The 26162-nt window shown below is 67.6% G+C and carries 16 protein-coding genes; 5 read left to right on the forward strand and 11 right to left on the reverse strand.

Annotated features, from left to right (window positions below; all coding sequences use genetic code 11):
* Window positions 1-189 precede the first annotated feature (189 nt).
* Entirely contained in the window at window positions 190-1503 is a 1314-nt protein-coding gene (locus EP7_RS11425; RefSeq protein ID WP_463527976.1) for a Gfo/Idh/MocA family protein, read from the reverse strand.
* Window positions 1504-1850: 347 nt separating this feature from the next.
* On the opposite strand from EP7_RS11425, the gene EP7_RS11430 reads away from it, so the two are divergent.
* Window positions 1851-4337: a DUF1559 domain-containing protein gene (locus EP7_RS11430; RefSeq protein WP_463527977.1), complete on the forward strand. Its 2487-nt coding sequence runs from the start codon at window positions 1851-1853 to the stop codon at window positions 4335-4337.
* A 64-nt stretch (window positions 4338-4401) separates the two neighbouring features.
* On the opposite strand, the gene EP7_RS11435 is transcribed toward EP7_RS11430, so the two are convergent.
* The 3 genes from EP7_RS11435 to EP7_RS11445 all read right to left on the reverse strand — a co-directional run bounded on the left by EP7_RS11435 (window position 4402) and on the right by EP7_RS11445 (window position 10007).
* Window positions 4402-5721, reverse strand: coding sequence for a DUF1552 domain-containing protein (locus EP7_RS11435; RefSeq protein ID WP_463527978.1), 1320 nt, complete (start codon window positions 5719-5721; stop codon window positions 4402-4404).
* 46 nt (window positions 5722-5767) lie between these two features.
* Window positions 5768-8140, reverse strand: a complete 2373-nt coding sequence (locus EP7_RS11440; RefSeq protein ID WP_463527979.1) for a DUF1592 domain-containing protein — start codon at window positions 8138-8140, stop codon at window positions 5768-5770.
* A gap of 250 nt (window positions 8141-8390) precedes the next feature.
* The gene (locus EP7_RS11445) at window positions 8391-10007 is read right to left on the reverse strand and encodes an outer membrane beta-barrel protein (RefSeq protein ID WP_463527980.1); all 1617 of its coding nucleotides are present in this window, start codon (window positions 10005-10007) and stop codon (window positions 8391-8393) included.
* A 612-nt stretch (window positions 10008-10619) separates the two neighbouring features.
* Here EP7_RS11445 and EP7_RS11450 point away from each other — a divergent pair.
* Window positions 10620-11999, forward strand: coding sequence for an ammonium transporter (locus tag EP7_RS11450; protein WP_463527981.1), 1380 nt, complete (start codon window positions 10620-10622; stop codon window positions 11997-11999).
* A 354-nt stretch (window positions 12000-12353) separates the two neighbouring features.
* Entirely contained in the window at window positions 12354-15446 is a 3093-nt protein-coding gene (locus EP7_RS11455; protein ID WP_463527982.1) for a PVC-type heme-binding CxxCH protein, read from the forward strand.
* Window positions 15447-15555: 109 nt separating this feature from the next.
* Here EP7_RS11455 and EP7_RS11460 read toward each other — a convergent pair whose 3' ends face one another.
* From EP7_RS11460 to EP7_RS11475, 4 genes are all read right to left on the reverse strand, one after another.
* Entirely contained in the window at window positions 15556-19428 is a 3873-nt protein-coding gene (locus tag EP7_RS11460; protein ID WP_463527983.1) for an ELWxxDGT repeat protein, read from the reverse strand.
* 165 nt (window positions 19429-19593) lie between these two features.
* On the reverse strand, window positions 19594-19806 hold the full coding sequence (locus EP7_RS11465) for a hypothetical protein (RefSeq protein WP_463527984.1): 213 nt from the start codon (window positions 19804-19806) through the stop codon (window positions 19594-19596).
* Between the two features lie 46 nt (window positions 19807-19852).
* Window positions 19853-20254, reverse strand: a complete 402-nt coding sequence (locus tag EP7_RS11470) for a radical SAM family protein (protein ID WP_463527985.1) — start codon at window positions 20252-20254, stop codon at window positions 19853-19855.
* 121 nt (window positions 20255-20375) lie between these two features.
* The gene (locus tag EP7_RS11475; RefSeq protein WP_463527986.1) at window positions 20376-20537 is read right to left on the reverse strand and encodes a hypothetical protein; all 162 of its coding nucleotides are present in this window, start codon (window positions 20535-20537) and stop codon (window positions 20376-20378) included.
* Window positions 20538-21242: 705 nt separating this feature from the next.
* Between EP7_RS11475 and EP7_RS11480 the strand changes: the two genes are divergently transcribed.
* Window positions 21243-21374, forward strand: coding sequence for a hypothetical protein (locus tag EP7_RS11480; RefSeq protein WP_463527987.1), 132 nt, complete (start codon window positions 21243-21245; stop codon window positions 21372-21374).
* 248 nt (window positions 21375-21622) lie between these two features.
* Here the strand turns inward: EP7_RS11480 and EP7_RS11485 are convergent, their stop codons facing one another.
* On the reverse strand, window positions 21623-21778 hold the full coding sequence (locus tag EP7_RS11485) for a hypothetical protein (protein WP_463527988.1): 156 nt from the start codon (window positions 21776-21778) through the stop codon (window positions 21623-21625).
* A 151-nt stretch (window positions 21779-21929) separates the two neighbouring features.
* Between EP7_RS11485 and EP7_RS11490 the strand changes: the two genes are divergently transcribed.
* The gene (locus EP7_RS11490; RefSeq protein WP_463527989.1) at window positions 21930-22724 is read left to right on the forward strand and encodes a M90 family metallopeptidase; all 795 of its coding nucleotides are present in this window, start codon (window positions 21930-21932) and stop codon (window positions 22722-22724) included.
* 25 nt (window positions 22725-22749) lie between these two features.
* Here EP7_RS11490 and EP7_RS11495 read toward each other — a convergent pair whose 3' ends face one another.
* Together EP7_RS11495 and EP7_RS11500 are read right to left on the reverse strand one after the other, a co-directional pair.
* On the reverse strand, window positions 22750-24591 hold the full coding sequence (locus tag EP7_RS11495) for a M61 family metallopeptidase (RefSeq protein ID WP_463527990.1): 1842 nt from the start codon (window positions 24589-24591) through the stop codon (window positions 22750-22752).
* A 135-nt stretch (window positions 24592-24726) separates the two neighbouring features.
* Window positions 24727-25974, reverse strand: a complete 1248-nt coding sequence (locus EP7_RS11500) for a hypothetical protein (RefSeq protein WP_463527991.1) — start codon at window positions 25972-25974, stop codon at window positions 24727-24729.
* Window positions 25975-26162 lie beyond the last annotated feature (188 nt).

Below are 26162 nucleotides of genomic sequence, written 5' to 3' on the forward strand. Positions count from 1 at the left end.
CTGGTGATCCGGCGGCCGGATCCGAGGGACCGCCTGATTCTATTGCGATCGTCATCCTAATCAAGTGCAGCCCGGACGGCGGCACGTTCGGATCGTGGCGAATGGCACAGGAAACGGGTGCGATCGGGCCGGAAGGCAGGGCGTCGGCCGGCGGACGGGGCGTGCCGGCCGACGCGGGTCTGTGCGGGCTCAGATGCCGAATCCGGCCCGATATTGCTTGCGGATCAACGGCTCGGCCTCGGGGGCATTCGTCGCCTTCAACGCCTCGGAATCCCACTCGATGCGCTTCTGCAGGCGAAGCGCAAGGTTGCCCACCAGCAGGGCTTCGGTGAAGGGGCCCGAGTAGGCGAAGCCGGCCCTGGCGTCCTCGGGCTTGTTGTCCTTGCAGGCCTGGATCCACTCGGAGCGGTGGCCGGTCGAGCGCGGGATGGTGGGGGGCGGGGGCTGGAATTCGGCCCGACGGGCCTCGGGGTAAAGCGTCGGCGGCCCGGACCAGCCGCCGCAGACCATCGTCCCCTTGTCGCCCACGAAGTAGATCCCGTTGTCGACGAGCGAGACGTCGGCCGGCAGGTCCTTCGGCTTCGGGGGCATCTTGCCGCCGTCGTACCAGGTGAGGGTGACGGCGGGCCGGTCGCCTTGGGCGGCGAATTCGTAGCGGAGGATCGACCAGAGCGGATACGACTCGGCCTTCAAGGCGCTGGTCGTGGCCTCGGCGGCCGAGGGTGCGCCCAGGTCGAGGGCATAGAAGGCCGGGTCCATGTTGTGGATGGCCATGTCGCCCAGGGCACCCGTGCCGAAGTCGAACCAGCCTCGCCAGGCCATCGGGTGGTAGACCGGGTTGTACGGACGCACCGGGGCGGCCCCCAGCCAGAGGTCCCAGTCGATCGAGGCGGGGACGGGCGGAGTCTCGGAGGGTCGGTCCTTGTCCTGGACCCACCATTTCCCGGGCCGGTCGGACCAGGAATGGATCTCGCGCACCGGGCCGATTGCCCCGGCCTGCAACCACTCGCGGGTGAGTCGCAGGCCCTCGCCGGCGTGGCCGTTGTTCCCCATCTGGGTGACCAGGCCGGTCTCCCTGGCCACGCGGGCCATGACGCGGGCCTCCTCGATCGAGTGCGCCATCGGCTTCTCGACGTACACATGCTTGCCGGCCCGCAGCGCCGCCAGGGTGATGGGCGCGTGCATATGATCGGGCGTGGCGATCATCACGGCGTCGATGTCCCGGCGTTTCTCCAGCAGGACGCGATAGTCGCGGAATTGCTCGGCCTTGGGGAACTTCCCGAACGTGCCCGAGGCCTTCGCCCAATCAACGTCGCAGAGCGCGACGATGTTCTCACCGGCCATCTCGCGGATGACCCCGCCCCCCTGGCCGCCGACGCCGATGCCGGCGATGTTCAGCTTCTCGCTCGGCGGGACGAACCCCCTGCCGAGGACGTGGCGAGGCACGATCTCGAACGAGAACGCGGCCCCGACGGCCGCCTGCAATAAGCGCCGGCGCTTCATGGTTCGCCCCTTCCGGGATGCAACTCGAATCGATCGACCCCACACCCGTGCGGGTGCCTCGGCCTCGGAGCTTAAGGGAGCCGAAGGTCGCGGACAAGCGCCCGAATCCATGGGCCAGGCAGGGGGGAGCCCGAACCCAAAGTCGTGTGGCGATCAGTCCTTGGCGTCGCCCCAAGGAGCCTCCACAGTCACGAAGGGCACGATTCGAGGGGTCGGGGTGTTGTCACGGAGGTGCGGTTCGGATGCAATGCTCGACGATGCATGCAGGCTGTCGAGCACGGATCAGTCTCGTGCCAATCCTTCGGATGCATCGTCTTGCTTCCCCTCTCCACACGAAAAGGCAGGCCATGCAACGAGACCTCTTGAAGCCACCACCCGCGGTCTTCGCGGCGGGCCTCCTGGCACTAATGGCTCTGACTAACCCGGCGAACGGGCAGGCGACGAAAACTGGCGGGCGCGGCGGCGCCCCGGCGACGGCGGCGTCACTCGCGCGGTACGTTCCCGAGAAGGGTCTCGCAGCCTACGCCGAGTTTCGCGGGTTCGACGCGGATGCGCGTGGATGGCAGAAGACGGCCGCATACAAGGCCTTCAATGACACCACGCTGGGAGCCTTGCTGGTCGACCTCGCCTCGCAGGGCATCGACGCGGCGCGGAATGCCGCCGGGGGGGCCGGGCCGGGGGGAGACGAAGTCCTGGCCAAGGCCGCCTTGTTCCTGCGCCGGGGGGCCGTGGTTGGTCTCTGCATCCGCGAGGGCAAGCCGGAAGAAGCCGATCTCGTGATCGCGTTCCGCGGCGGCGCGAACAAGGACGTGCGAGGGCTGATCGACCGCGTGGTTTCCTCGGTGGGGAAGAAGGGCGAGCTTCGCAAGGGGGCCCGCAAGCTGGTCACCTACGGCACGGGGAAGAAGACCTTCGCGACCTGGGATGAGAAAGGCGACGCGATCGTCTGCGGCCTGGAGGTCGTTGACGCGGTGCTCGCCGCGACCGACGGCAAGGCGAAGTCCGCCGAGACTCACCCGATTCGCGCCGGGTTGGCGAACGACGTCGACGGGTTCAGGCCGGTCGGCCTCGCGTTCCTCGATATGACCAAGTTCCCGAAGCCCCCGCCCGACGCGGCGAGGGTGGGGCTCGACGGCGTGAAGCGGGTCGAGATGCAGTTCGGATTCCAGGACGAGGCGTTGATGTGGACGGCGCGCATCGCGGCCCCCTCGCCGCGCAAGGGCTTCCTGGCGCTGCTGGACCAGCCGACCTTCGACCTGGGATCGCTGCCCCCCTTGCCGGCCGACCTGACGCAGTTCACGGTCCTCTCCGTCGACCCGGAACGGACCTATGACCGGATCATCGCCCTGATCAAGGAGAGCGACCCGAAGGGGGGCCAGGCGCAGGCGGAAGCGACCGAACGATCGATCAAGGAATCGCTGGGGATCGACCTCAGTCGCGACCTCCTGCGTCACCTGGGGCCGAAGTTGTCCCTGTACGCGTCGAAGTCGGCCCCACCGATCCAGGGCCTGCTCCCCGCGCTCGAGAACATCTCGGGCCTGGTGATCGAGGCCGAGGTCAAGGACCAGAAGGCCGCCGCACGCGGGGTCGACGCCCTGATGACGTCGCTCGCCCGCCGGGTCGCCGACGAGGCGAAAAAGCCGGGTCGCCGCGGGACGCCGCCGCAAATGCGAAAAAACGACGGGCCCCAGTTGGCCTGGTCGATGATTCCGGCCCCGGGTACCCCGGCGAAAGACCTGGAACCGACGCTGGTGGTGGGCGAGAAGTCCCTGGTCTTCTCGCCCCGGAAGGAGATCGCCGAGTCCCTGGCCGCGGGGCTCAAGGGGGAGCGATGGACTCCGAAAGGTGACTACTCCACCCTGGGCAAGCGGGTCCCCAATCGCCTGGTCTACCTGAGCGTGAGCGACCCCCGCGAGACCGTCCCCCAGATCGTTGCGAACCTGCCGAACCTCGTCGCCATGGCAGAGATGGGGATGGCCCAGTCGGCGAAAGCGAAGGGCCAGGCACCGCCGAGGATCCCGATTCGGATCGACCCCGCCCTGATCCCCGACCCCGAGACACTAGCCAGTAAGATGGGGCCCGGGTCGATGTCAATCTCCGTCGACCCGTCGGGGATCCGGTTGGTCAACCGCGAGGCGTTCCCCTCCCTGGCGAACCCGGCCTCGGGCGGCATCGCCATCGCGCTCCTGCTGCCGGCCGTCCAGTCGGCCCGCGAGGCCGCCAGGCGGGCTCAGTGCGTGAACAACGAGAAGCAGATGATGCTGGCGTTCCACAATTATGAGTCGGGCTACGGCCATTTCCCCAGGGCCGCGATCGTCGATAAGGCGGGCAAGCCGCTGCTGAGCTGGCGGGTGGCGATCCTGCCGTTCATCGAGCAGCAGGAATTGTATAACAAGTTCCACCTCGATGAGGCCTGGGACAGCCCTCACAACAAGACACTCTTGAATTCCATGCCCCCGCAGTACCGCTGCGCGAGCATGCCAATGACGGACCCGACTCTGGCCTATTACCGGGTCTTCGACGGCAAGGGGGCGATGTTCGAACCGGGCGTCGACGTGAAAATCGCCGACATGACCGATGGAACGTCGTACACACTTGCCCTGGTCGAGACGAAGGAAGGGGTGCCCTGGACCAAGCCGGAGGATCTCGAGTTCGACCCCGATGCCAAGGCCCCGCCGCCGTTCTATGGCGCTGGGTCGATGCACCCGGGCGGCTTCAACGCCGGGATGGGCGACGGGTCGATCCGGTTCCTCAAGGCGACGATCGCGGAGAAGGTGATGAAGGCGTTGATCACGCGCGCCGGCGGCGAGGTGATCGGCGGGACTGACTTCTGAAGCAATCCGAGAAACCGCGTCGCCCGCCCGGCTGAAAGGGCGGGCGACGCAGACTTCGATTCGATCAGGTCAGGTTGCTCAGCACGCCGTCGCCGCAGAAGTTGGGGTTGCCGAACCGCTCGATGCGGTGGCCCATGCCGTGCGCCAGCGACATCAGCAGGCGGTTGTGGGGGACCTGCTTGTATTTGAGGGATCGGCCCATCTTGAAGTCGGAGCCGCCGCCTAGGATGACGAACGGGATGTTGTCCAGGGTGTGCGAGTTCCCCTTGCCCAGCTCGTTGGTCCAGACGATCGTGGTGTTGTCCAGCAGGCTGCCGCCGCCGCCCGGCTCGGGGGTCTCGGCCAGCCGCTTGGCCAGGTAGGCGAGCTGCTCGCAGTACCAGGTGTTGATCTTGGTGAGCTTCTCGACCGACTTGGCGTCGCTGTCCGGGTTGTGCGACAGCTCGTGGTGACCCTCGTCGATTCCCATCCAGCGCATCCGGGCCATGCCCACCGAGTTGGTGTATTGCAGGGTGGCGATCCGGCTGAAGTCGGCCGTGAAGCTGTTGACCATCAGGTCGATCTGGGCCTTGCTGATCTTGGGGATGTTGTCATTATCCCGCCGCACGCCCAGCTCCAACTCGGGCACGGCGTGGTCGGCCGTCTCGTCCTTGGCCTGCGAGAGGTCCTGCTCCATCTCGCGGACGAACGTGGCGTGCTCGTCGAGCAGCTTGCGATCCTCGGCGCTCAGCTTGGTGCCGACCGCCTTGAGGTCGTCGCGCAGCTCGTCGAGGATGCTGGTCAGGTCCTCGCGGTCCTTCACCCCGCCGTAAAGCTTGTTGAACATCTGGTAAGGATTGTCGATGGGAGGCAGGGGCTTGTTGGACCCTGCGTAGACCATCCGGGTCCAGGTGTCGGCGTGCTCGGGGACCATGACGCCGAATTCGAGCGAGCCGAACCGGGTGCGTGTGGCCGCGTCCTTCTGGAGATAGGTGCGCAGCTCCTGGTCGATCGAGTGGCCGCTGGCCCAGCCCGCCGGGGTGTCCGAGCCCCCTTGAATGGTTCCCGGTAGCAGCTCGATGCCGGTGAGCAGGCAGCCCATCCCGCGCATGTGGTTGTCGCCGTCGCCGCGCACCTTGTCGCAGACGCCGTTGAGCGTGAGCAGCTTGTCGCGGAAGGGCTCGAGCGGCTTGAGGATCGGCTTGAGGGTGAAGTTCTCCCCCTCCTCGTCGGGCCAGAAGGCGTCGGGGATGACGCCGTTGGGGCTGAACAGGACGACCAGCCGCTGCTTGCGGGCCCCCTGATTGGCGAAGCCCAGGCTGGGCAAATTCAGCAGGAACGGGACCGCCGCGGCGCCGATGCCCAGGTCGCGGAGGAACTCGCGTCGGTTTCGGGTCTGTGCCACGGCGTCGTCTCCGGGAGGGGGAATGAAAGGGGGGGCTGCGATCGTGTCAGTCCGGAGCCGAAGCCGAAGCCACGGGGACCGGTGCGGGGGCCAGCGCCGAGGTGGCGACGATCCGCGCGGCGAGCTTGCGGACGCTGTATCCATCATCGGCGAATCCGCGCCTCAGGTCGGCCCGAACTTGCGGCCCGTAGGCGCGGATCGGCTGCTTGACCAGGGCGTGGAAGAGCTGGTCGACGAAGGCGAAGTGAGTCTCCTCGCTGCGGGCGAGAAGCTCGGCCAGGGCGCGGGCCCCTTCGTAGGGGGTTGCCGTGCCGGCCTGGTCCTCGTAGACGCCGCTGGCGTCGACCGGCTTGCCCTTCTCCTCGGCGCGGAAGCGGCCGACGGCGTCGAACCGTTCCAGGCCGAAGCCGAGCGGGTTGACCATCCCGTGGCAAGTCATGCAGGCGGCCGGCGACGTCTGGATGGTCACGCGTTCGCGGGTGCTCAGGCTCGCGTGCAGGTCGGGGGCCAGAGGGGCGACCGCCTCGGGCGGCGGCTTCAGGCCCCGGCCCAGCACGCTCCGGTTGATGAACACCCCCCGATGGATCGGCGAGCTGGTCGCGGTATACGCGAAGTTGGCCAGCACGTACGGATGCGACAGGACGCCGGCACGCTGGTCGGGCTCGAACCGGGTCTTCTGGAACGGGGCGTCGTCGGGCAGGCCCGCGCCGTAGAACTTCGAGAGCCGGCCGTTGAGCATCGACTGGTCGGTGAGCAAAATCTGGCGGAAGTCCGACGAGTCGCTCCAGAGGATGTCGTCGAGGGTCAGATCCAGCGAGGTCCGCAGGTCGGCGGCGATCGCCTTGTCGAAGCCCGGGTAAATCGCCTGGTCCTTGGAGAGGTCCGGGGCCCGATCGATCCGCAGCCACTGGAAGAAGAACTCGCGGATCTTGGCGTGCGCCCGCGGGTCGTCGACCATCCGGGTGGCCTGACGGGCGACCTCCTCCTTTTCGTCGAGCTTGCCCGCCTCGGCAGCCTCGATCAGGGGGCGGTCGGGGATCGAGTCCCAGAGGCCGAAGGAGAGCCTCGACGCGACGTCGTAGCCCGGCCCGAGCCCGCCCGCCTCGCGGTAGAGGAACCTCGGCGACTTGAGGGTCAGCAGGATCACCCGCTTGACGGCGACCTCGGGGTCGCGGCCCCCCTCGAACTGGCGGTCGACGAAGACGCCGATCAGGTCGTCGGAGATCGGACCGCGGAAGGCGCGGCGGACGAACGACCGGCAGAACGACTTCAGCTTGTCGCCCCGGTCGGCGTCCTCGGGCTTCGCGCCAGTCAGGTCGCGGAGGTGGGCCGACACGTAGGCGGCCGTCTCGATGGCGGCGTCGGTCGTGGCCTGCTCCCAGGCCTTCGACACCGACGTCCCGCGCTCGTAGCCCACGCTCCGGTCATCGGGCGGGAACGGGGTCAACGAGACGTACGTCGGCGCCACCTCGGCGGTCGACAGGCAGCGAGTCGGGATGGTCTCGATCGCGCGATTGGGGACGGCCCAGGCCAGCTCGATCGAGGCGGGGAGGATCGGGTGATGCTTGTCGAACTTGGCGTCGTCATCCCCCAACCTCCCCTTGGTGAAGTCGAGCCGGATGGGGTAGGCCCGCCCCCCCAGCAGGGTGATCGAGCCCCGGTACTCGGTCTCGTTGCCCGACTTCACCCAGGCGTCGATCAAGGGGCGTTGCGGGTCGTTGACGAAGAGCCTCGTGGCGTGCTCAGTCCTGACGACGAACTCGTACTCGCCGGTCTCAGGGGCGACGATCGAGCCATCCCAGCGCATCGAGAACCGGCGTGCGTCGAACTTATCCGGCTCGTCGCCGGGACCTCCGAGCTTGAAGTCGAACTTCACCTCGGGGTCGACACGCTCGAAGACCCGTTCCTTGTCGCGGAACTTGCCCGCCTTGAAGTACTCGCCGCGAAGGCCCGGCTTGCCGTCGCGGGCGGGCTCGCCTCGGAAGCCCGCGAGCAGGTCGGCCAGGGCATTCTTGTGCTGGCGGACGGTGAGGCGCGAGAGCTCGACCCTGGGGGGAGCATTGCGATCGCGGGCGGCCTGGGAATAGAAGGCGTCGTGGATGTAGGCGGCGACCTTCTCGGCCTCCGGCCCGACGCAAGTGCCCGGGTCGTCCTCGGGCATGGTCTTCTCGATCAGATGGGCGAGCTTCTCGGCCGACTTGTCCCCTTCCAGGGCCCTGGGGAACTCCTTGGTCCCCTCGCCCGAGGCGCCATGGCATGAGGCGCACTTCAGCCGGTAGATCTGCTCGCCCGAGGCATCACCGGCGTCGGCGGCGAGGGAAAGGGCGGGCACCGCGAGGGCGCAGGCGAACCCAACGGCGATCGAGGCGAGCCGACCGGGACGGGGCTTCGAATTGCGGGGGGAGGGCTGAGGAGTCATCGGCGGGCCCGGCGGGGTTCTGTAGTGGCAGGATCCGCGGGACGGGTCGAGGGAGGGGCCCCCTGGCACGGGGCCGATCGATCCGCGTCGGATCATATCTTACCCGACCATCAACCCCGGCGATACCCTTCGCGCGAGCCGGGTCGAATCAGACTCCAAGGATCGCGACCGGGCAGGGTGGGCGCATGCGAAGACCCGGCGGAGCGGGTGCTCCCCGGGTCTTCGCGGGGCGAGTCGGATCGGCTCAGAATCAGAAGAGGAAGATCACGTCGAAGCCGAGGGTGAACTGGCTGTTGCGGGTGCCGTCGCTGTAGGGGTTGCCGCTGCGTGCGAAGTCATACCGGGCCTCGGGGCGGACCCAGACGTAGGGCTTGGGCTTGTAGATCAGGCCGAGGGTGAACTCGGAGAAGTTGGTCGCGAAGCCGGTGCGGACGCCGTTGTTGTCGCGGAAGATTTCCGAACGCCAGACGCCCATCAGCTTGTCGTTGTCTTTGTTGAACTTGTAGAGGAACCAGTTGCCGAAGCTGTACCAGCCGGCGCTCTGCGAGGCGCCGTTCTGGACCACCCCGTTGACGACCGGGGAGGCCGCGCCCGGGACGTTCTGCTCGAAGCCCTGGTCGGTCTCGATCACCTGCGTGAGCTTGTCGGACCACTTGTGGGTGATGACCGTGGTGAACAGGAGGCGGTCATTCGACGCGTAGCCGTTGTTCTTGGCCCCGGCCAGGCTGGGGATGTTGATGTAGCCGGTGGGGAAAATCTGGGTGTTGTTGGGCAGCTGGCGGGGAAACTGGTTGGGGCCCCAGATCGAGATGAACGAGATGTTGGTCTTCTCGTCCTTGAAATTATAAGTGAAGCCGCCGATGTAGCCCCACTTGTAGTTCTCGTTGATCCAGCGGTCCCAGCCGTTGATGGCACCGTTGTAGATATTCAGGCGGTCATTGACGTGCCAGGTGCTCACCATGCCGAAGTGGGTGAACGGCTGGCCGTAGTTGAACATGTAGGGGACGCTCAGCAGCGGGCGGCCCGTGGCGGGCACGACCTCGTAGCCGGCGAGGGTGTAGAATCGCCCCCCCTTGATGTCGAGGCCCTTGGTGCCGAACACGTTGTCCGGGATGTGGACCTCGGCATAGGCCTGGGCCAGGTCATAGCCCTGGAAGCTGTTCAGGTTGAAGGCCCGGTCTGCGAACCCGGCCATGTGGTTGAACTGCCAGTCATTGCCCCAGAGATTGTCGGCCCGGAAGCCGAAGTTGATCTCGTCGCTCTGCTCCAAGGGATTCTCGACGACCAGGTAATACTGGTTGCCCATCCAGCTGTTGGCCTTGAAGTTCGGATTCACGCCGAAGTTCGTGCCATTCTTGGGCATCCCGTTGGTATTGCCGGTGTACGAATTCTGGATCCAGCCGTAGACCTTGACCGGGGAGTCGGGGATCCCCAGCAGGTCCATCAACAGCTTGGTCTCGTCCTTCGACGGCTCCGCGGCCTCCTCTCCGGCCTGGTCGCCGGTCGTCGGCTCGCCGCCTCCCCCTTCGCGCTCGGCGCGGGGCAGCGACAGGTCGGTGTTCGACGCTGTGGACGAGTCGGTCGGCGAGGTCCCCGATCCCGACCCCGGCGTGGCCGTGAACCCGGGGGTCGAGGCCTCGGGCGTCTCGGGGAATGTGCCCGGGGTCGAGTCCTGCACGGCCCTGGGCGGGGGGACCGACGCGTCGGGGACGGCCTGCGTCCGCTGCACGGAGCGGTCACGCATGATCCTGGAGAAGAGGCGGCCGGCGGGCCTCCCGGCCGGTGCCGCCGCGTCCTGCCCCATCGCATCGGCGGAAAGGAAGATGAAACAGGCGGCCAAGGCAAGGCGGCCCTTCCGGGCAGTCATCCCGTCAGCTTTCATCCTGAAAGCTCCAATTATCTTGAACGTCGAGCGTGGAGGGGGGAGACACTCGGCGGGGAGAGGACGCCGGACGATCCGCGATTTGCCCGCCGGACGCGATCAAGGATGACCATTGTCTAGGCGCATTCGATGCGGATGATTCGTCAAGCTAGTTATCGGCTCGCATGAAGGACCGGTTGATCTTTCCGGAACGATTCCACCGGTGGCGCCGCCCCGGTTCCCGACTCAAAGCAGGGCGCCAGGCCCCTCGTGAACGCAGCAAAGTCGCCCCACCCCCAACAACCTCGGCCAATTGACGCGGGCCGCCCCCGAAGGAGGTCGGGCCACGCCAAGACCGAAAGTGCCGGAAACTTAGACAAGCAAGGCTTCGATGCCCGAAATCGGGCAACCCCTCCGATTGGCACGACCTATGCAATAAACCCGTCGTCCCACAACGGACTTCCCGCCTACCTCCCGCAACCCGAATTCACGAATCGCCGATATCTCCATCGAGAAAGGCTTTGCGTGATTCTTCGGGGGCCCATCGTCGAGCCGCGGGTCGGCAGGACACCGTCATGGATTCCCCGCTCTCCGCCTCTCTCCTAGACAGGGATGCCCATGAAGCGCGCAACACCGCTCCCATTTCTCCTGCTCGTTGGCCTGGCCGTCCTGGCGCTGGTGCCGTTCAAGTTTTCGGGGCAGCCTCCCGTGCCGGTCGGGGGTGACATCAACACGGGCGACGTCGCCTGGATGCTGACGGCCTCTGCCTTGGTCTTGTTGATGACGCCCGGGCTCTCGTTCTTCTACGGCGGCATGGTCGGATTCAAGAACGTGGTTTCGACGATGCTCCAGAGCATCGTGGCGCTGGGGGTCATCAGCCTCCTCTGGGTGCTGGTCGGCTTCAGCCTGGCCTTCGGCGACAGCATCGGCGGGTTCATCGGCGACCCGCGGACCTTCTTCATGCTCGACGGCGTGGGCGAGGCGACGCACCCGAGGTTCGCGGCGACCGTCCCCTTGATGGTCTTCGCCATGTTCCAGCTCAAGTTCGCCATCATCACGCCGGCCCTGTTCACCGGCTCGTTCGCCGAGCGGGTCCGGTTCTCTTCCTACCTCCTGTTCATGGTCCTCTTCAGCCTGCTGATCTACAGCCCGCTGGCCCACTGGACCTGGCACTACGACGGCTTCCTGAACAAGTGGGGCGTCAAGGACTTCGCCGGCGGCACGGTGGTGCATATGTCGGCGGGCTTCGCGGCCCTGGCCGGCGCCCTCGTGCTCGGCCGCCGCAAGAGCCACGAGGCCAAGGAAACGCACTCGCCGGCCAACATCCCGTTCGTCCTGCTGGGCACCGGCATGCTCTGGTTCGGCTGGTTCGGCTTCAATGCCGGCTCGGCCATCGCGGCCAACGGGACCGCGGCCATGGCCTTCGCCACCACCAACACGGCCTCGGCCGCGGCGATGCTCGCCTGGATGTTCTTCGACTGGATGCGCGGCAATAAGCCGTCGGCCCTGGGTGCCTGCATCGGCGCCGTCGTCGGCCTGGTCGCCATCACGCCGGCCGCCGGGTTCGTCACGGTCCGCGAGAGCATCGTCATCGGCATCGTCGCCAGCGTCGTCAGCAACCTCTGCGTCCACCTGCGGACGAAGTCGACCCTCGACGACACGCTCGACGTCTTCCCCTGCCACGGCGTGGGCGGCATGGTCGGCATGATCGCCACCGGCATCTTCGCCAAGGACGTGGGCCTCACCTCCGGCAAGACCGAGACCTTCCTGTATCACCTGCTCGCGCTGGTGATCGTCGCCGCCTACTCGTTCTTCGGCTCCCTGATCCTCTACAAGATCACCGACCTGATCATCCCCCTGCGCGTCACCAACGAGGAAGAGGCCGAGGGCCTCGACCTGAGCCAGCACGGCGAGACCGCGCTGGGCCTCGACCTGTTCGCCGGCAACGGCACCAACGGCCACTCCAAGCCCGTCGACCTGATCGTCGTCGAGGTCTGACCCGACTTCGATCGACCCGACCTGCCAGCCAAGGCCCCACACCGGCTCTCCCCCCAGGGACGAGCCGGCGTGGGGCCTCTCCGTGCGCCCACCGACTCGGCCGGGTGCAAGGGGGATGAGCGCCGCCGGACGCCAGGAACGCGCGGCGGCCGGGCCTTCGGCTCATCTCTGCAATCATGCCCGCCTCTGCTCGAACCCAGGAGCCAGGGCGGAGGGCAAGCTCCGATGGTCCCGGGCCTGGTCGGTAAACCGGGAGCCATCCAGGCGAGCCCGGCCCCTCGACGCCGCCCCTCGCGCAGGCGACACTCTGATTCGGATGAGTCGATCCCGGCAAGGGCGAGGGGGGCGTTGACGATGCGACGACCGCGGGAATCTCTCCGGGCGTGGGCCGTGCGGGCAGGGCTCGGCCTGGCGATCCTGGGAACGCAAGCCACGGCCAGGGCGGACGACTTCCCCCGCCCTTACGACAGCGAGACGGTCGCGGGCCGGCCGATGGACCCGGCCGAGGCGGCTCGAGGGTTCCAGATGCCGGCGGGCTTCTCCGTCTCGGTCTTCGCCGCCGAGCCCGAGGTCCAAAACCCGATCGCCCTGGCCTGGGACGGCCGTGGGCGACTCTGGGTGGCCGAGAACTACACCTACGCCGAGCGCGCCAAGAAATTCGACCTGGCCCTCCGCGACCGAGTCCTCATCTTCGAGGATGCCGACGGCGACGGCCGAGCCGAGCGCAGGAGCGTGTTCCTGGACACGGCCCAGCGGCTGACCGGGATCGAGGTCGGGCCCAGGGGGACCTGGCTGATGTGCCCGCCCCAGCTCCTGTTCGTCCCCGATCGAGACGGAGACGACCGGCCCGACGGGGCCGCCGAGGTGGTGCTCGACGGGTTCGACGTACCCCCGGAGAATTACCACAACTTCGCCAACGGCCTGAAGTGGGGCCCCGACGGCTGGCTCTACGGGCGCTGCGGCGCGTCGGCACCCGGCCTTGTTCGAAGTCCAGGCGACCCTTCCGGTTCCGCCATCCCACTCGCCGGCGGCATCTGGCGTTATCATCCGAAATCGAAGGTGTTCGAGCCCCTGTCGCACGGCACGACCAACCCCTGGGGCCACGACTGGGACGAGCACGGCGAGCTCTTCTTCGTCAACTCGGTGAACGGCCATCTCTGGCAGATGATCCCCGGGGCCCATTTCCGCCGGCCGCACACGCTCAGCACCAACCCCCTGGTGTACGAGCCGATGGAGATGCATGCCGACCACTGGCACTGGGACACCGGCAAGGACTGGATCGACTCCCGGACATCCATCGGCGCGCACGGCCGCCTCGGCGGCGGCCACGCCCACAGCGGGGCCATGTTCTACCAGGGGGGCCAGTGGCCCGAGTCGTTCCGCAACCGCCTCCTTACGCTCAACCTCCACGGAAAGAGAGCGAACACAGATCGACCCGAGCGTTCCGGGAGCGGATACACCGCGAAACATGAGCCAGACCTGCTCCTGGCCGCCGACCCCTTCTTCCGCGGCATCGACCTGACCTACGGCCCGGACGGCAGTGTCTACGTCCTCGACTGGAGCGACACCGGCGAGTGCCACGAGTACAGCGGCGTCCACCGCACGTCGGGCCGGATCTTCGCGGTGAGATACGGAGACTCGAAGCCCGAGCCCGCCCCCGATCTGTCGAAGCTGACCGGCTCGCAGCTCGTCGCCCTCCACACCCACAAGAACGAGTGGTTCGCCCGCCAGGCCAGGCGCGAGCTGGCAGGCCGGGCCGAGGCCGGTCCCATCCCTGATGACGTGGCGGCGGAGCTACGCCGGATCGTCGAGCAACCCGGCGACGTGCGACTCAGACTCAGGGCCCTCTGGACGCTCCAGACCCTGGACCTGGCCACCGCGGAGTTCCTCAGGCCGCGGCTCGAGGATGCCGATGAGCACGTCCGGACCTGGGCGATCCGGCTGCTGACCGATGCATGGCCGCTGGATATGCCGACGGGCCGACCCAGGGCCGATGCGGTGGCCGTGCCCGCCGACCTCCTCGACCGTTTCGCCCGGATGGCCCGCGAGGACGGGTCGGGCCTGGTCCGGCTCGCCCTGGCCTCGACCCTCCAGCGCCTGCCCGTCGCCCGACGCCCGGCACTCGCCGCGGCCTTGCTGTCGCGAGCCGAGGACGCGGCCGACCCGAACCTGCCCCCGCTCGTCTGGTATGGCCTGATCCCGCTGGCCGTCGAGACCCCCGAGGCTCTCGCCCCGCTGGCCGCCGACGGCAAGTTCCCCCGGGTCCGCGAGTGGGCCGCCCGTCGTTTCGCCGAGATCCTGGCCAGGAGGCCCGAGCCTCTGGAGAGGCTCCTGGCGGCGACCTCGGAGAAGGGCGACGCGACCCGACTGGACGTGATGGCCGGCATGACGGCCGGCCTGGCCGGGGTGCGCAAGGCCAAGGCTCCAGCATCGTGGGCCGCGTTCCCGAGGCAGTTCGCCGGGCCCGACGCCGGCAAGGGCCAGTCCCTGGCGCGAGGCATCGACGTGGTCTTCGGCGACGGCCGGGCGCTCGAGGAAGTCCGCCGCCTGGCGCTCGACGACAAGGCCGAGCTCTCGCTGCGCAAGGCGGCCCTGAGCTCGCTGATCGACTCCGAGCCGGCCGACCTCCGGGCGGTCTGCGAAGGACTGCTCAAGGTCCGGTTTTTGAACACAGTTGCGCTCCAGGGCCTGGTCCGGTCCGCCGACCCGGCCGTCGGCAAGCGGATCGCGGCCAGCTACCGGACGTTCCACCCCAGCGAGCGGGCCGCGGTCGTCGAGGCGCTCGCCTCGAGGCCCGAGTTCGCCGCCGAGCTGCTCGACCGGATGGCCGCCGGCGAGATCCCCAGGACCGACCTCTCCGCCTCGCAGGCCCGGCAGATCCGCGGCATGGGCGGTCCCGACCTGGGGAGGCGACTCGGAGAGGTCTGGGGCGAACTGCGAGAGTCGCCGCGAGACAAGGCCGAGCTGATGGCCCGCCTGACGACCGACCTGACTTCGACCCGGGTCGCGACCGAGGACAGGGGCCGGGGTCGGTCCGTGTTCATCAAGGCATGTGCGTCATGCCATCGCCTGTTCGGCTCGGGCGCCGAGATCGGCCCCGACCTGACCGGGGCCGGGCGCAAGGACCTGTCCTACATCCTCTCCAACATCGTCGACCCCGGCGCCGTGGTGAGCAAGGACTTCCAGATGACCGTCCTCGGGCTGGCCGACGGTCGGGTCGTCAGCGGGATCGTCACCTCGGAGAACGACGCGTCGATCGCGATCCAGACCGCCCAGGCGAAGGTGACGATCCCCAGGTCGGACGTGATGGAACGCAGGCAGTCGACCGACTCCCTGATGCCCGAGGGCCTCCTCCAGACCCTGACCCCCCAGCAGATCCGCGACCTGGTCGCCTACTTGATGTCCGACGCCCAGGTCGACCTGCCGGCAGGACCAGCCCCAGATTGACCGACCATATGAAAATAACCTACAAGTCAGCAAATTGCTCATATTAGAATGCAAAATCGGCCGCGACTCGTCGAGTCGCGGCCGATTTTGGTGACTTCGCCGACGAGGATCAGGCCGGGGACAGGGCCGAGACGGACTTGCTGGCGACGGAGGCCGTGGCCGGGGACGACGGGGTGGCCGTCAGCGTCGTGGTCGACCGCCGGGGCGCGACGCCCTGGACGAGCCGGGCGCGGGCGGCGAAGGAGGGGGCCGCGACGACGACCTTGGGGGCGGCGGCCGTCGAGGCGGGCGGCGCGGAGGCGGCCGCGAGGGAGAGGGTCGAGGGCTGGATGGCGGCGACCGAGGCGGTCGCGCGGTTCCCGCCGTTGGTGATGACCGTGTACTTCTTCACCAGCGGCACGTCGCCGCTGCCGGCCCGGCCCCAGACGACCGTGTTGGCCACCACCGGGCCCGTGGCGTTGCGGGTGAACCAGCGCGCCGTGGCGGGGGTGTAGACGGCCAGGTCGGCCTTGCCGTCGCCGTCGTAGTCGCCTGTGATCGGGATGTCCGAGCCGCCGGCCAGGCCCCAGAGGATGTACTGGGCCGGGAGGCCGGTCGAGTAGCGGATCACCCAGGTCGCCGAGGCGGGGGTGTAGGTGGCGATGTCGGCCTTGCCGTCGCCGTCGAAGTCGGCCGCGACCGGCACGTCGCCGGCGCTGCCCCAGATGACGGAGGTGGCCGACAGGGCGGCCGAGTTGCGGACGATCCACTCGGCCGTGTTCGGGTTGAAGACGGTCAGGTCGGCCTTGCCGTCGCCGTCGAAGTCGACCGCCACGGGCAGGTCGGCCGAGCCCGCCCGGCCCCAGACGATGACCGCCGGCGTGGCGCCCGAGGTGTAATGGATGAACCACTGCGCCGTGGAGGGGTTGTACGCGGCGATGTCGGCCTTGCCGTCGCCGTCGAAGTCGGCCACCACCGGCACGTCGTTGCTACCGGCACGGCCCCAGACCAGGGCGATCGGCGCGGCGCCGGTGGACTGCTTGACGTACCAGACCGACGAGCCATGGTCATAGGTGGCGATGTCGACCTTGCCGTCGGCGTCGAAGTCGCCGGAGAGGATCGTCGTCGTGCCGGCCGTGTTGCCCCAGACCGTCGCCGACGACCCGCCCGAGGAGTTGCGGATCACCCACTGGGCGCTGTCGGGCATGTACACGCCGATGTCCGACTTGCCGTCGCCGTCGAAGTCATTGGCCACGGCGGGCTTGACCACGAACGGGGTGACGTCGACGGCCCAGGGCTCGGCGCCGGTGAGGCCGTTATCGGCGCTGACGAGCAGCTTCGACGCGCCGATCACGCCCAGGACGATCGGGTTGGAGTTCGTCACGCCCGGGGCGAATTCCTGGGCAAGCACGGTGCCGGCCGTGGTTCCGTCGGTCTGCCAGAGTTCGATCCCGCGGGTGCCGTCGTCGGCCGAGAAGTAGAGGGTCGTACCGATGACGGCGAAGTTGGAGAGGAACGAGCTGAAGATCCCCGGCCGGATGTCCTTGACCAGGACGGTCCCGGCGGCCGTACCGTCGGACTTGTAGAGTTCCCTGCCCGAGGCCACCACGGCCGAGAAGTAGACGGCCCCGCCGAAGGCCGTGATCTGCGTCGGCACAGAGCCGGTCGCGCCGGGGTTCAGGTCGGTGACCATCGCCGTGCCGGCGGACGTGCCGTCGCTCTTCCAGAGTTCCGGGCCGTTCGTGCCGTCGTTGGCGAGGAAGTAGATCGAGTTGCCAAGGACGACGAGCCGCCGGCTCGTGGACGCGTCGTCGGAGGTCGCGAAGCCGTCGAGGGCCCCAACGCGAATGTCCTTGACGAGCGTGGTGCCGGCGGTGGTGCCGTCGGTCTTCCAGAGCTCTCGGCCGCGGGTGCCATCATTGGCGACGAAGTAGACGGTCCCGTTGAGGCTCTGGAACATGGTCGGGCTCGACCCGGCCGTCCCCGGGTTGACGTCCTTGAGCAGGACCGTGCCGGCGGCCGTTCCGTCGCTCTTCCAGGGCTCGATCCCGTTGACCGCGTCGATCGCGGAGAAGTAGAGCGTGCCGCCGAGGTAGGTCAGGTTGCTTATCTGCGAACCGGGGCCGGGGTTGATGGCCTTGACCAGCGCCGTGCCCGCGGTGGTGCCGTCGGTCTTGTAAAGCTGCCTGCCCAGGGTGGGATCGACGGCGGTGAAATAGAGGGTGTTCCCCCCCACGATCAACGATGCCGGGGAGGCGTCGGCCGGGCCCGGGTTGATGTCCTGGATGATGCGAGTCCCGGCGTCGGTGCCGTCGCTGGTCCAGAGCTCCGAGCCGTAGGTGGCGTCGGTGCCGGCGAGGAAGAGGGCCCCCTTGAAGACGACCATCGAGCTGACGTTGCCGAGCTTGGCCGTCACCTTGGTGGTCCCGGCGGCCGTGCCGTTGGTCCTCCAGAGTTCGTTGACGGCGCCGTCGGGCGAGGCGATGAAGTAGGTGAAGCCCCCCAGGACGACGGCGTTGACCGGCTCGGAGCCGATGGTGCCGGGGCGGATGTCCTTGACGAGCGCGGTGCCGGCGGCGGTTCCGTCGGTCTTCCAGAGCTCGAAGCCGTGGGGGCCGTCATTGGCGGCGAAGTAGACGGAGCCGGCCACACCGGCGAACGCGGCGGCCGCGGAGGTCTGGCTGAAGCCCAGGAAGGAGCTGGCCACGCCGGGGCGGATGTCCTTGACGAGCGCGGTGCCGGCGTTGGTTCCGTCGGTCTTCCAGAGCTCATAGCCGACATCGGCCCTGATCGCGGAGAAGTAGACCGTCGATCCGATCGCGGTCAGGCCGTCGGGCGAGGAGTTCGAGGCGCCCGGGTTGATGTCCTTGAGCAGGACCGTGCCGGCATTGGTGCCGTCGGTCTGGTACAGCTCGATGCCGGCGGCCGCGGTGGTGGCCCTGAAGAGCAGCGAGTTGCCCAGTACGACGAACTGCGAGGGGCTGGAGTTGCTGGCGGCAGTGCCCGCGTTGACATCCTTCAGCAGGACAGTGCCGACGGATGTGCCGTCGCTCTTCCAGGGCTCGGCGCCCACGACGCCGTCATTGGCGGCGAAGTAGAGGGCCCCATTGAAGGCCTTGATGTTGGTGGCCGAGGGGTCCAGGCCGGAGGCGTTGCCCGTGCGGATGTCCTTGACGAGCGAGGTCCCGCCGGAGGTGCCGTCGCTCTTCCAGAGTTCCGTGCCATTCGTGCCGTCATTGGCGGCGAAGTAGAGCGTGCTGCCGATCGTGGCCCAGCGTGCGTCGAGCGCGTAGTTGCTCGTGATCCCCGAGGTGATGCCCGGGTTGATGTCCTTGACGAGGACCGTGCCGACGGCGGTGCCGTCGGTCTTGTAGAGCTCGGTCCCCGTCGCCGCGTTCAGGGCGGCGAAGTAGAGGGTGGTGCCGATGGCCGTCAGGTTGGTGGGCAACGACGGGTTGGCGCCCGGGTTGATGTCCTTGAGCAGGAACGTCCCGCCCTCGGTGCCGTCGGTCCTCCAGAGCTCGAAGCCGTTGACTCCGTCATTGGCGTTGAAGTAGAGCAGCCCGTTGCCGCCGTCGGTCAGGCGTGCAGGGTAGGAGCCGACGACGCCCGGATTGATATCCTTGACCCTCACCGGGGCGGCCGAGCCGGTGATCTTGTAGAGCTCGGGCTCATCGGCCGCGGTTGATCCGGAGAAGTAGAGCGAGCCGCCGCTGACGACCGGGACCGAGGAGACGACGACCCCCAGGTCGGACACCTTCTGGGTGCCGGCCGCGGTGCCGTCGGTCTTGTAAAGCTGCGAGTAGAGGGCGTTCGTGCCATCGTCGGCCAGGAAGTAGGTCGAGCCGTTATAGACGATGGGCGCAACGACGTTCGCGTTGTTCCCGTTGGTGTTGATGTCCTGAAGCAGCGACGCCGCCATCAGCGTCCGGGGCTCCATGACCTCGACGCGGGGGCCGAGCGGGCCACGGGCCTGCGCCCGCCTGCGATTCGGTCGATTCATCGATCTCGGACTCCTGGTGCGCGACTCTGGCGATTCGGACTCGATCGGCCCGGGGAGGCCGGGCCGGACATGCGGGCCCTGGCGGCGCGGGGCGACGGGGATGCAATGGCCGGGCGATCCGGCCGGAACTCTCGAGGAGACCAGGGCCGCGCCCCCGGGGCGAGGTCAGGACTTGGCCACTCGTCGACGGCCGCCGGGCACGACCCACCCGGGTTTCAGCCAGTCTTCATCGTCCGCGCCGACCGGTTCAAGTAACCCGGTTGACGCCACCAGGCCATCGGGGGCCGAGGCGGCGTTCATGATACCATGCTCTTTCTCCAGATCCACGGTGATCACCTCCGACTTGTCTGCATTCTTGCCGATGTTTCGCCAGGTCAACAAACTCCAGCTCGCAAGATCGAGACCAAGACGTGAGGAAAACGGTCTAGAAAAGCCTCATCTGGCCCGAGCGAGGAGTTGGAGGAGTGAACCTCGATGAGTCGAGCGCGGGGAGGCGGCCGTCGAGGCCCAGGCGCCTGGCGCAGAGGCGGAAGAGCCCGGCGATCTGGCCGGCCATGGCGCCAGTGCCGGCCATCCGGGTGGCGAAGTCGCTGTCGTTGAGCCTGCCCTCGCGCGCCCGCCGGATCTGCGCCAGAACGCGGCCGGCCCGGCCGGGTTGCTCTCGCTCGAGCCACTCGACGAAGACGGGGGCGCCCGTCAAGGGGAGCCGCAGCAGCGTGTAGCCGGCCGACCCCGCGCCCGCCTCCCTGGCCGCCGCCAGGATCGCCGGGATCTCGGCGTTGGTGAGGCCGGGGATGACCGGCCCGACCAGGACGCCGACCGGCACGCGCGTCGGCCAGGGCGCGGACGGCCCTGAGCCTCGCCGTGGGGGTGCTGGTGCGCGGCTCCAGCGACCGGACGAGCGCGGGGTCGAGCATGGTGATGCTCAGGTAGACATGGACGAGGTTCTAGCCGGCCATCTCGCGCAGCAGGTCCAGGTCGCGCAGGACGAGGGCGTTCTTGGTGATGATGGTCATCGGCTGGTGTGCCTCCAGGGCCACCTCCAGGCAGGCCCGGGTGAGCCTGTAGTCGCGCTCGGCCGGCTGGTAGCAGTCGGTCACCCCGGACATGGCGATCGGGTGGGCCTGCCAGGTGTCGCGGGCCAGGAAGTCGCGGAAGAGGCCGAGGGCGTCCTGCCTGATTATGATCCTGGTCTCGAAGTCGAGCCCCGCGTTCAGGCCGAGGTACTCGTGGGTGGGCCTGGCAAAGCAGTAAACACCCCCACTGCGTGCAATCTTAGGTGTTCACCGCTCCACAAGGACCGGAAGTCCGGTGGTTCCGTAATCCACTGGCTTCCCCTGAAAGTATTCCGATAGGGGGTCTTTTAGGACGGCACCGGGCGGTACCTTGCTGGATCGCTGGATTGCCAGAACGATCGTCGCCAGCCCCTCGCACCTGCCGAGTTCACGGGCGTTGTCGGCGGAACAGAGCGGACAGTCCTCCAGGTGGCGCAGGATTCCCGTGGGAGCCCGTGATGGGGCGTTGTAAATGGCCACGGCGATTCCGAGGATCAGCAGAATCAAGGCGGCTGGGGACAACAGGAGGTCTTTGAAGAATTTAGCCATTGGTGTCCGTTTGGGTGCGGCGACATGGGGGATCCAATATGGCGACGGCAGATCGGGGACGATGTCATCCGGCGGGGTTACGATCTCGCCGTTGCGGAATAGAAAGCCTCTCACGAACCTTGCTTTTTTTCAACACATGAGCATAGAACAAATTAATGGCCATCCTTGGCCAACGGCGGTTTACTTAACAGGTGGGCCGAGCGGTTCTTGATGGCACCCGATGACCTGTTCCACCAAGTCAAGGAGATGCTCGACTCCTGGAAGAAAGAGGCCCTCGACCTGGAGAAGCGAATCCAAGAGCAGACCCTCACCGAGGGCGCGATTTACGACTTCACCAAATGATGAGAATCCATCAAGAACAGCTTGATTGAAGTCATACCGCTGACTTGGACGCTGTCCCTCGATCAAGGCGTTGAAGAGCCCGCTGGAGGGGTCTTGATGGAACCCGCCAAGCTTCGGTCAATGTTCAAGAACATGAAAATTAACCGCCTCACCTCATAGGAGCAGCCCCGGTAAGCGTTGATGCTGTAGCGGAACCCGACGTCGGGGCTGTCGTTCTCCGAGACGATCGACCTGGAGCGGTCGGGCAGTTACTCTGTGGGCCGGCGCCTCAGGGCTTCGAGGCCGTCCTCGTCGTGCTCCAGGTGCTCGAGGTCGAGCACGTGGTGCGTGCCGCCGAAGCGGTTGGGCGGGTCGATCTGCGAGCCTCGCCCCCCGGCGAGCGGGCGGTTGGGTTCGAGTGTCATCGACGGCTCCGGCCTGATCCTGTGTTCGCCCGTTCAGGACAACAACTGAACAGGACGATGGAAACCGGGCGGGACAATTCGGGGCGGCGTGGCCCGGGATTCGCGGATTCTGGCGTGCTCAGGGGTCTCGGCACGGGCAGGGGGGGTGGACATGTTCGGCTACTTCAGGCGACGGCGGCGCGAGACTCTGCGGGCACGGCCGTTCCCGGCGGACTGGGAAGCCATCTTGCGCAAGAATGTCCCGCTCGATGCCCGACTCGACGAGGCCGACCGCGCCGAGCTGCGCGGGCACATCCAGGTCTTCCTCGCCGAGAAGCATTTCGAGGGGTGCGGGGGCCTGGAGCTGACCGACGAGATCAAAGTGACCATCGCCGCACAAGCATGCTTGCTCCTGTTGCATCGGGAGACCGACTACTACCGCAAGCTGATCACGGTCCTGGTCTACCCGGCCGCCTACCAGGCGAAGAGCGTCGAGAACCTGGGCGGGGGCATGGTGCTGGAAGGGGGCGAGGAGGGCCGGCTGGGCGAGGCCTGGGCGGGGGGCGTGGTGGTGCTCTCCTGGGACGACGTCCGGTCGGGATCGGCCGACCTCCGGGACGGGCACAACGTTGTTCTGCACGAGTTCGCCCACCAGCTCGACCAGGAGGACGGCGTGGCCGACGGGGCGCCAATCCTGGAGCAGCGGGGCCAGTACGTCGCCTGGGCCAGGGTTCTCGGGACAGAATATGAACAATTGCGGAATTCCAGGGGAAAGAGCGTGCTGAACAGGTACGGCGCCACCAAGCCGGCCGAGTTCTTCGCCGTCGCAACCGAGTGTTTCTTCGAGAAGCCGATGCAGTTGAAGCGGAAACACCCCGAGTTGTATGAGGAGTTGAAGGAGTATTATCGCCAGGATCCGGAGAAGAATGCCGCCGCCGAGGAGGCGACCTCGGCCCGCCCGGAGTGAGCGCCGGGCGGGCCTGCATGATCGGTTACTTGCCGAGCCAGGCGCGAAGGTGGGCCTTCTGGGCGTCGGTCGCGGCGGGGTCGGGTTCGAGCTTGAACAGGGGCTTGGGCTCCTGGCCGAAGGTCGCATCCAGGCGCATCAGTTTGCCGCGGCGTGCGATGAGGACCGAAACCTTCTCGGCGGGCCGGTACTGCTCCATCCGCCTGGACCACTGCTCGGGCACGACCCGCTCGTCGCCGACGGCCACGATCTCGTCGGCCACGTTGAAGCCGGCTTCGAAGCCGGGGGTGCCTCGCTTGACGGCGGCGACCGTCAGGCGGCCCCCGTCGGGCTTGGTGTCCAGGCCCAGCCAGGCCTTCTCGGGCTTCTTCGGCTTGTCCTTGTCCTTGGGGTCCTCCCCGGTCGAGAACCGGAGGCCGTACCACTTCAAGGTTTCTACATAGTCAAGTTCGTCGGTGGTCTCGAGCGCCCTGTGGAAGAAGGAGGAGAGGTCGACGCCGGCGACCTCGGCCGCGACGGCGCGGAACTGGCCCGGGGTGAAGCCGGTGGCGCCCGAGTAACGCGGATAGGCCAGACGCATCACGTCATCCAGGCTCTTGGATCCATGAGTGACGCGGCGGATCTCGGCGTCGAGGAGCAGGCCGACGACGGCCCCCTTGACGTAGTAGCTGATGGCGGTGTTGGGGGTGTTCTCGTCGCGGCGGTAGAACTTGATCCAGGCGTCGGCCGAGGCCGATTCCAGGGGCTGGACCGCGCGGCCGGGGGTCTCCTGGAGCCGCTGGATGTCCCCCTTGGGCTTGTCGGCGTCGGCACCCGTGGGGGCCACGTCGCCGGCCAGGTATTCGTCGTCGGTGCAGAGCCCGGCGCGGCGGAGCAGGAGGTCTCCGTAGTAGCTGGTCAGCCCCTCGGCGATCCAGAGGCTCCGGCTGACGGCCTCCTTCTCGTAGTCGAACGGGCCGAGCTCGACGGGCCGCAAGCGCTTGACATTCCAGGTGTGGAAATATTCGTGACTGACCAGGCGTAGCCAGCCCAGGTAGTCGGCCCGCCGCCTGCCGGCCCAGCGGCTGGCCATCAGGACGGTCGAATTCCGGTGCTCGAGGCCGCCGCCGGTCTCGGTCAACAGGTTGAAGACGATGTACTTGTCATAGGGGAGCGAGCCCCAGAAATCGCGCTGGGTGCGGACGATGGCCTCGACGTCCTTGGCCGCCTTGGGTCCGTCCCAGAGGCCGCCCCCCCCTTCGTTGACGATGTAGTGCGGCTTGCCGTCGACCTCGAACTGGTCGACCTCCGGGCTGCCGGCGTAGATCGGCGAGTCGACCAGGGCATCATAATTGTCCGCGAGGTAGCGGTGGGGGACGTCTCCGGCGACGATGGGGAGGCCGCAGTAGGTCTTGGCCCAGGTGGCGGGGAGGGTGAGCCTCACCTCGTGCGGGCGGGGGCCGCCGTCGACGGGGGTCAGGAAGGTGGCCGCGCCGTTGAGCAGGGCGAACGAGCCGTCGACCCAGTTGGTCTGCACGCTCATCTCGCGGCCGTAGACCCGATAGCCAACGACCACGCGGGCCGCGCCTGCGGAATCGATGCGCCAGCGGTTCTTGGCCGTCTTCTCGACGGTCAAGGCCTTCCCCTCGGGGGTCCGGGCGGTCACGCCTTCGACGTGGCGGGCGTATTCGCGGACGAGGTACGAGCCGGGCGTCCAAACAGGGATCATCAGGTCAACATGGTCGCGGCCATCGGATGGCACGTCGGCCTCAACCTCGACGTAATGCGTCTGGGGGGCCGGGAATCGGAGCGAATACCGCACCGGCTCGGCGCCACGCAGGGCGGCCGGCAGGGCGAGCAGGGCCAGCAAGACGAGTCGGAATCGCATGGGCATCTCGCGGTTCATGGCATGAAATCTCGCGAGATTGTACCCGCGCAATCAAGCCGCCGGAGGGGGCCCGCGATCCGGGCTCCTGGAGCCGAATTATCAAAGATCGAGGCGACCGGATCATCGTGCCTGGGCTCAAACCATCGCGGGCGTCGGCTCGGCGCACCGGCCCCGGCGGGTCCTGCGCAGGTTTTTCAGCAGGTTCGCGTTGCGATTGGCGGCCTGGCGGGCCTGGACGCGGGCCTTGGGAGTGGTCGGCGAGGGCTGTTCGTCGACCTTGGTGGGTTCGTTCCGCAGCAAGTCCACCAGCCTTGGGTGGGTCGGAACCTCCTTGGTGGTCGTCGGGGCCTCGGCGATCAGGTCTTCAGCGGACTCGGAATGGGTTCGTACGTCGTCGTCGAACAGGCTCCATTCGAGGGGATCGCTCTCACGGCGGATCCTGTCGTTGATCGATTCCCTCAAAGCGTTTGCGTCATTCCGCCACGAGTCCCGCGCCTGGGCCTTGCGCGTCTGCATCAGGTCGAGCGCCCATTTCATGCGTCGGAAGCTGGCTGCCTCGTACCGCCGGAGGAGCTTCATGGCCCGGTCGTCGCCCGCGGTCAGGCCGTTGGCCGCCGCCTCTCGCTCGTTCTCCTCGATCTCGTCGAGGCCAGCGGCCTTGAGCCCGAGCAGGCGTTCGAGCTGTTCGTCGACCAGCGCCTGACGGTGTTCGAGCGAGCTGATCCCGTCGGCCGGTTCCAGGGGCGAGAGCAGCTCGCGCACGGCCGAGTCGAGCCCGAGGAGGTCCAGGGCCATCCCCGCCTGCTCGTCGGTCCACTCCCCGGCCGTGTCAAGCGCATGCCCCAGGGCACGCCATCGTTCGATCATCCAGTCGCAACCCGGGGCGCAGATGCTCAGGCGACCGGCCACCACTTCGGGCCGGCCCGGCAGGGCGAGCGCGACCTCGGCGATCTCGGCCTTTCGCTCGTCGGCCCAGCAGATGGTGGCGCGGCGGGCCCTGGCCTTGCGGGCCTCGCTTTCCTCGCCCTGGAAATGCGCCATCCGCACGCTCTCCACGGCGATGATCTTCAGCAGGCCCCGCTCGAAGTCGTCGCTCGGGTTCAGGGCGCTGTACCACTCCTGGCCGCGCTCATGGACCATCTCCGTCTGACTTTTGGGCAAGACCACGCCCTCGCCGGCCATCCCATGAACCAGGCTGTTGCGCCGCGACTTCTCCTTCCCCTCGGTCGTCTTCGGCCCCGTGCTGCGCAACGCATTACGGCGATTGGCGTCGATCCGCTTCTGGCTGACTTCGAGCTTGCCCATGGTGCTGCGTCGCTTCCCGGGTGCGTGGTCGATGATGGTTTCGCCGGCTTCGGCGAGCGGGGCATGGCCGCGCAACATCGCGCGAACGGGTCCCCTATTGGAGATAATCCTGAAATGAGGGCGTTTCCTCCCTCCTTTTTCGGAATTCTGCGGAAATTCTCCGAGGAATCCAGGAACCGTCGAGACACGGGCGCCAAGCGATTGCCTAGGGGCCGAAGTCCCCCGGGGTTCTGTCCATGATTGGGCAGGGCCACATGGCCCCTCGG

Source organism: Isosphaeraceae bacterium EP7 (genome assembly GCA_038400315.1).
GTDB lineage: Bacteria > Planctomycetota > Planctomycetia > Isosphaerales > Isosphaeraceae > EP7.

Excerpts from the sequence above, each read along its gene's own strand:
- EP7_RS11475 (WP_463527986.1), bottom strand. The coding sequence starts at position 20,537 with ATGTCCGGGGTGACCGACTGCTACCAGCCGGCCGAGCGCGACTACAGG.
- EP7_RS11430 (WP_463527977.1), top strand. The coding sequence starts at position 1,851 with ATGCAACGAGACCTCTTGAAGCCACCACCCGCGGTCTTCGCGGCGGGC.
- EP7_RS11460 (WP_463527983.1), bottom strand. The coding sequence starts at position 19,428 with ATGAATCGACCGAATCGCAGGCGGGCGCAGGCCCGTGGCCCGCTCGGC.
- EP7_RS11490 (WP_463527989.1), top strand. The coding sequence starts at position 21,930 with ATGTTCGGCTACTTCAGGCGACGGCGGCGCGAGACTCTGCGGGCACGG.
- EP7_RS11450 (WP_463527981.1), top strand. The coding sequence starts at position 10,620 with ATGAAGCGCGCAACACCGCTCCCATTTCTCCTGCTCGTTGGCCTGGCC.
- EP7_RS11440 (WP_463527979.1), bottom strand. The coding sequence starts at position 8,140 with ATGACTCCTCAGCCCTCCCCCCGCAATTCGAAGCCCCGTCCCGGTCGG.
- EP7_RS11425 (WP_463527976.1), bottom strand. The coding sequence starts at position 1,503 with ATGAAGCGCCGGCGCTTATTGCAGGCGGCCGTCGGGGCCGCGTTCTCG.
- EP7_RS11480 (WP_463527987.1), top strand. The coding sequence starts at position 21,243 with ATGGCACCCGATGACCTGTTCCACCAAGTCAAGGAGATGCTCGACTCC.
- EP7_RS11500 (WP_463527991.1), bottom strand. The coding sequence starts at position 25,974 with ATGTTGCGCGGCCATGCCCCGCTCGCCGAAGCCGGCGAAACCATCATC.
- EP7_RS11485 (WP_463527988.1), bottom strand. The coding sequence starts at position 21,778 with ATGACACTCGAACCCAACCGCCCGCTCGCCGGGGGGCGAGGCTCGCAG.
- EP7_RS11455 (WP_463527982.1), top strand. The coding sequence starts at position 12,354 with ATGCGACGACCGCGGGAATCTCTCCGGGCGTGGGCCGTGCGGGCAGGG.
- EP7_RS11445 (WP_463527980.1), bottom strand. The coding sequence starts at position 10,007 with ATGACTGCCCGGAAGGGCCGCCTTGCCTTGGCCGCCTGTTTCATCTTC.
- EP7_RS11495 (WP_463527990.1), bottom strand. The coding sequence starts at position 24,591 with ATGCGATTCCGACTCGTCTTGCTGGCCCTGCTCGCCCTGCCGGCCGCC.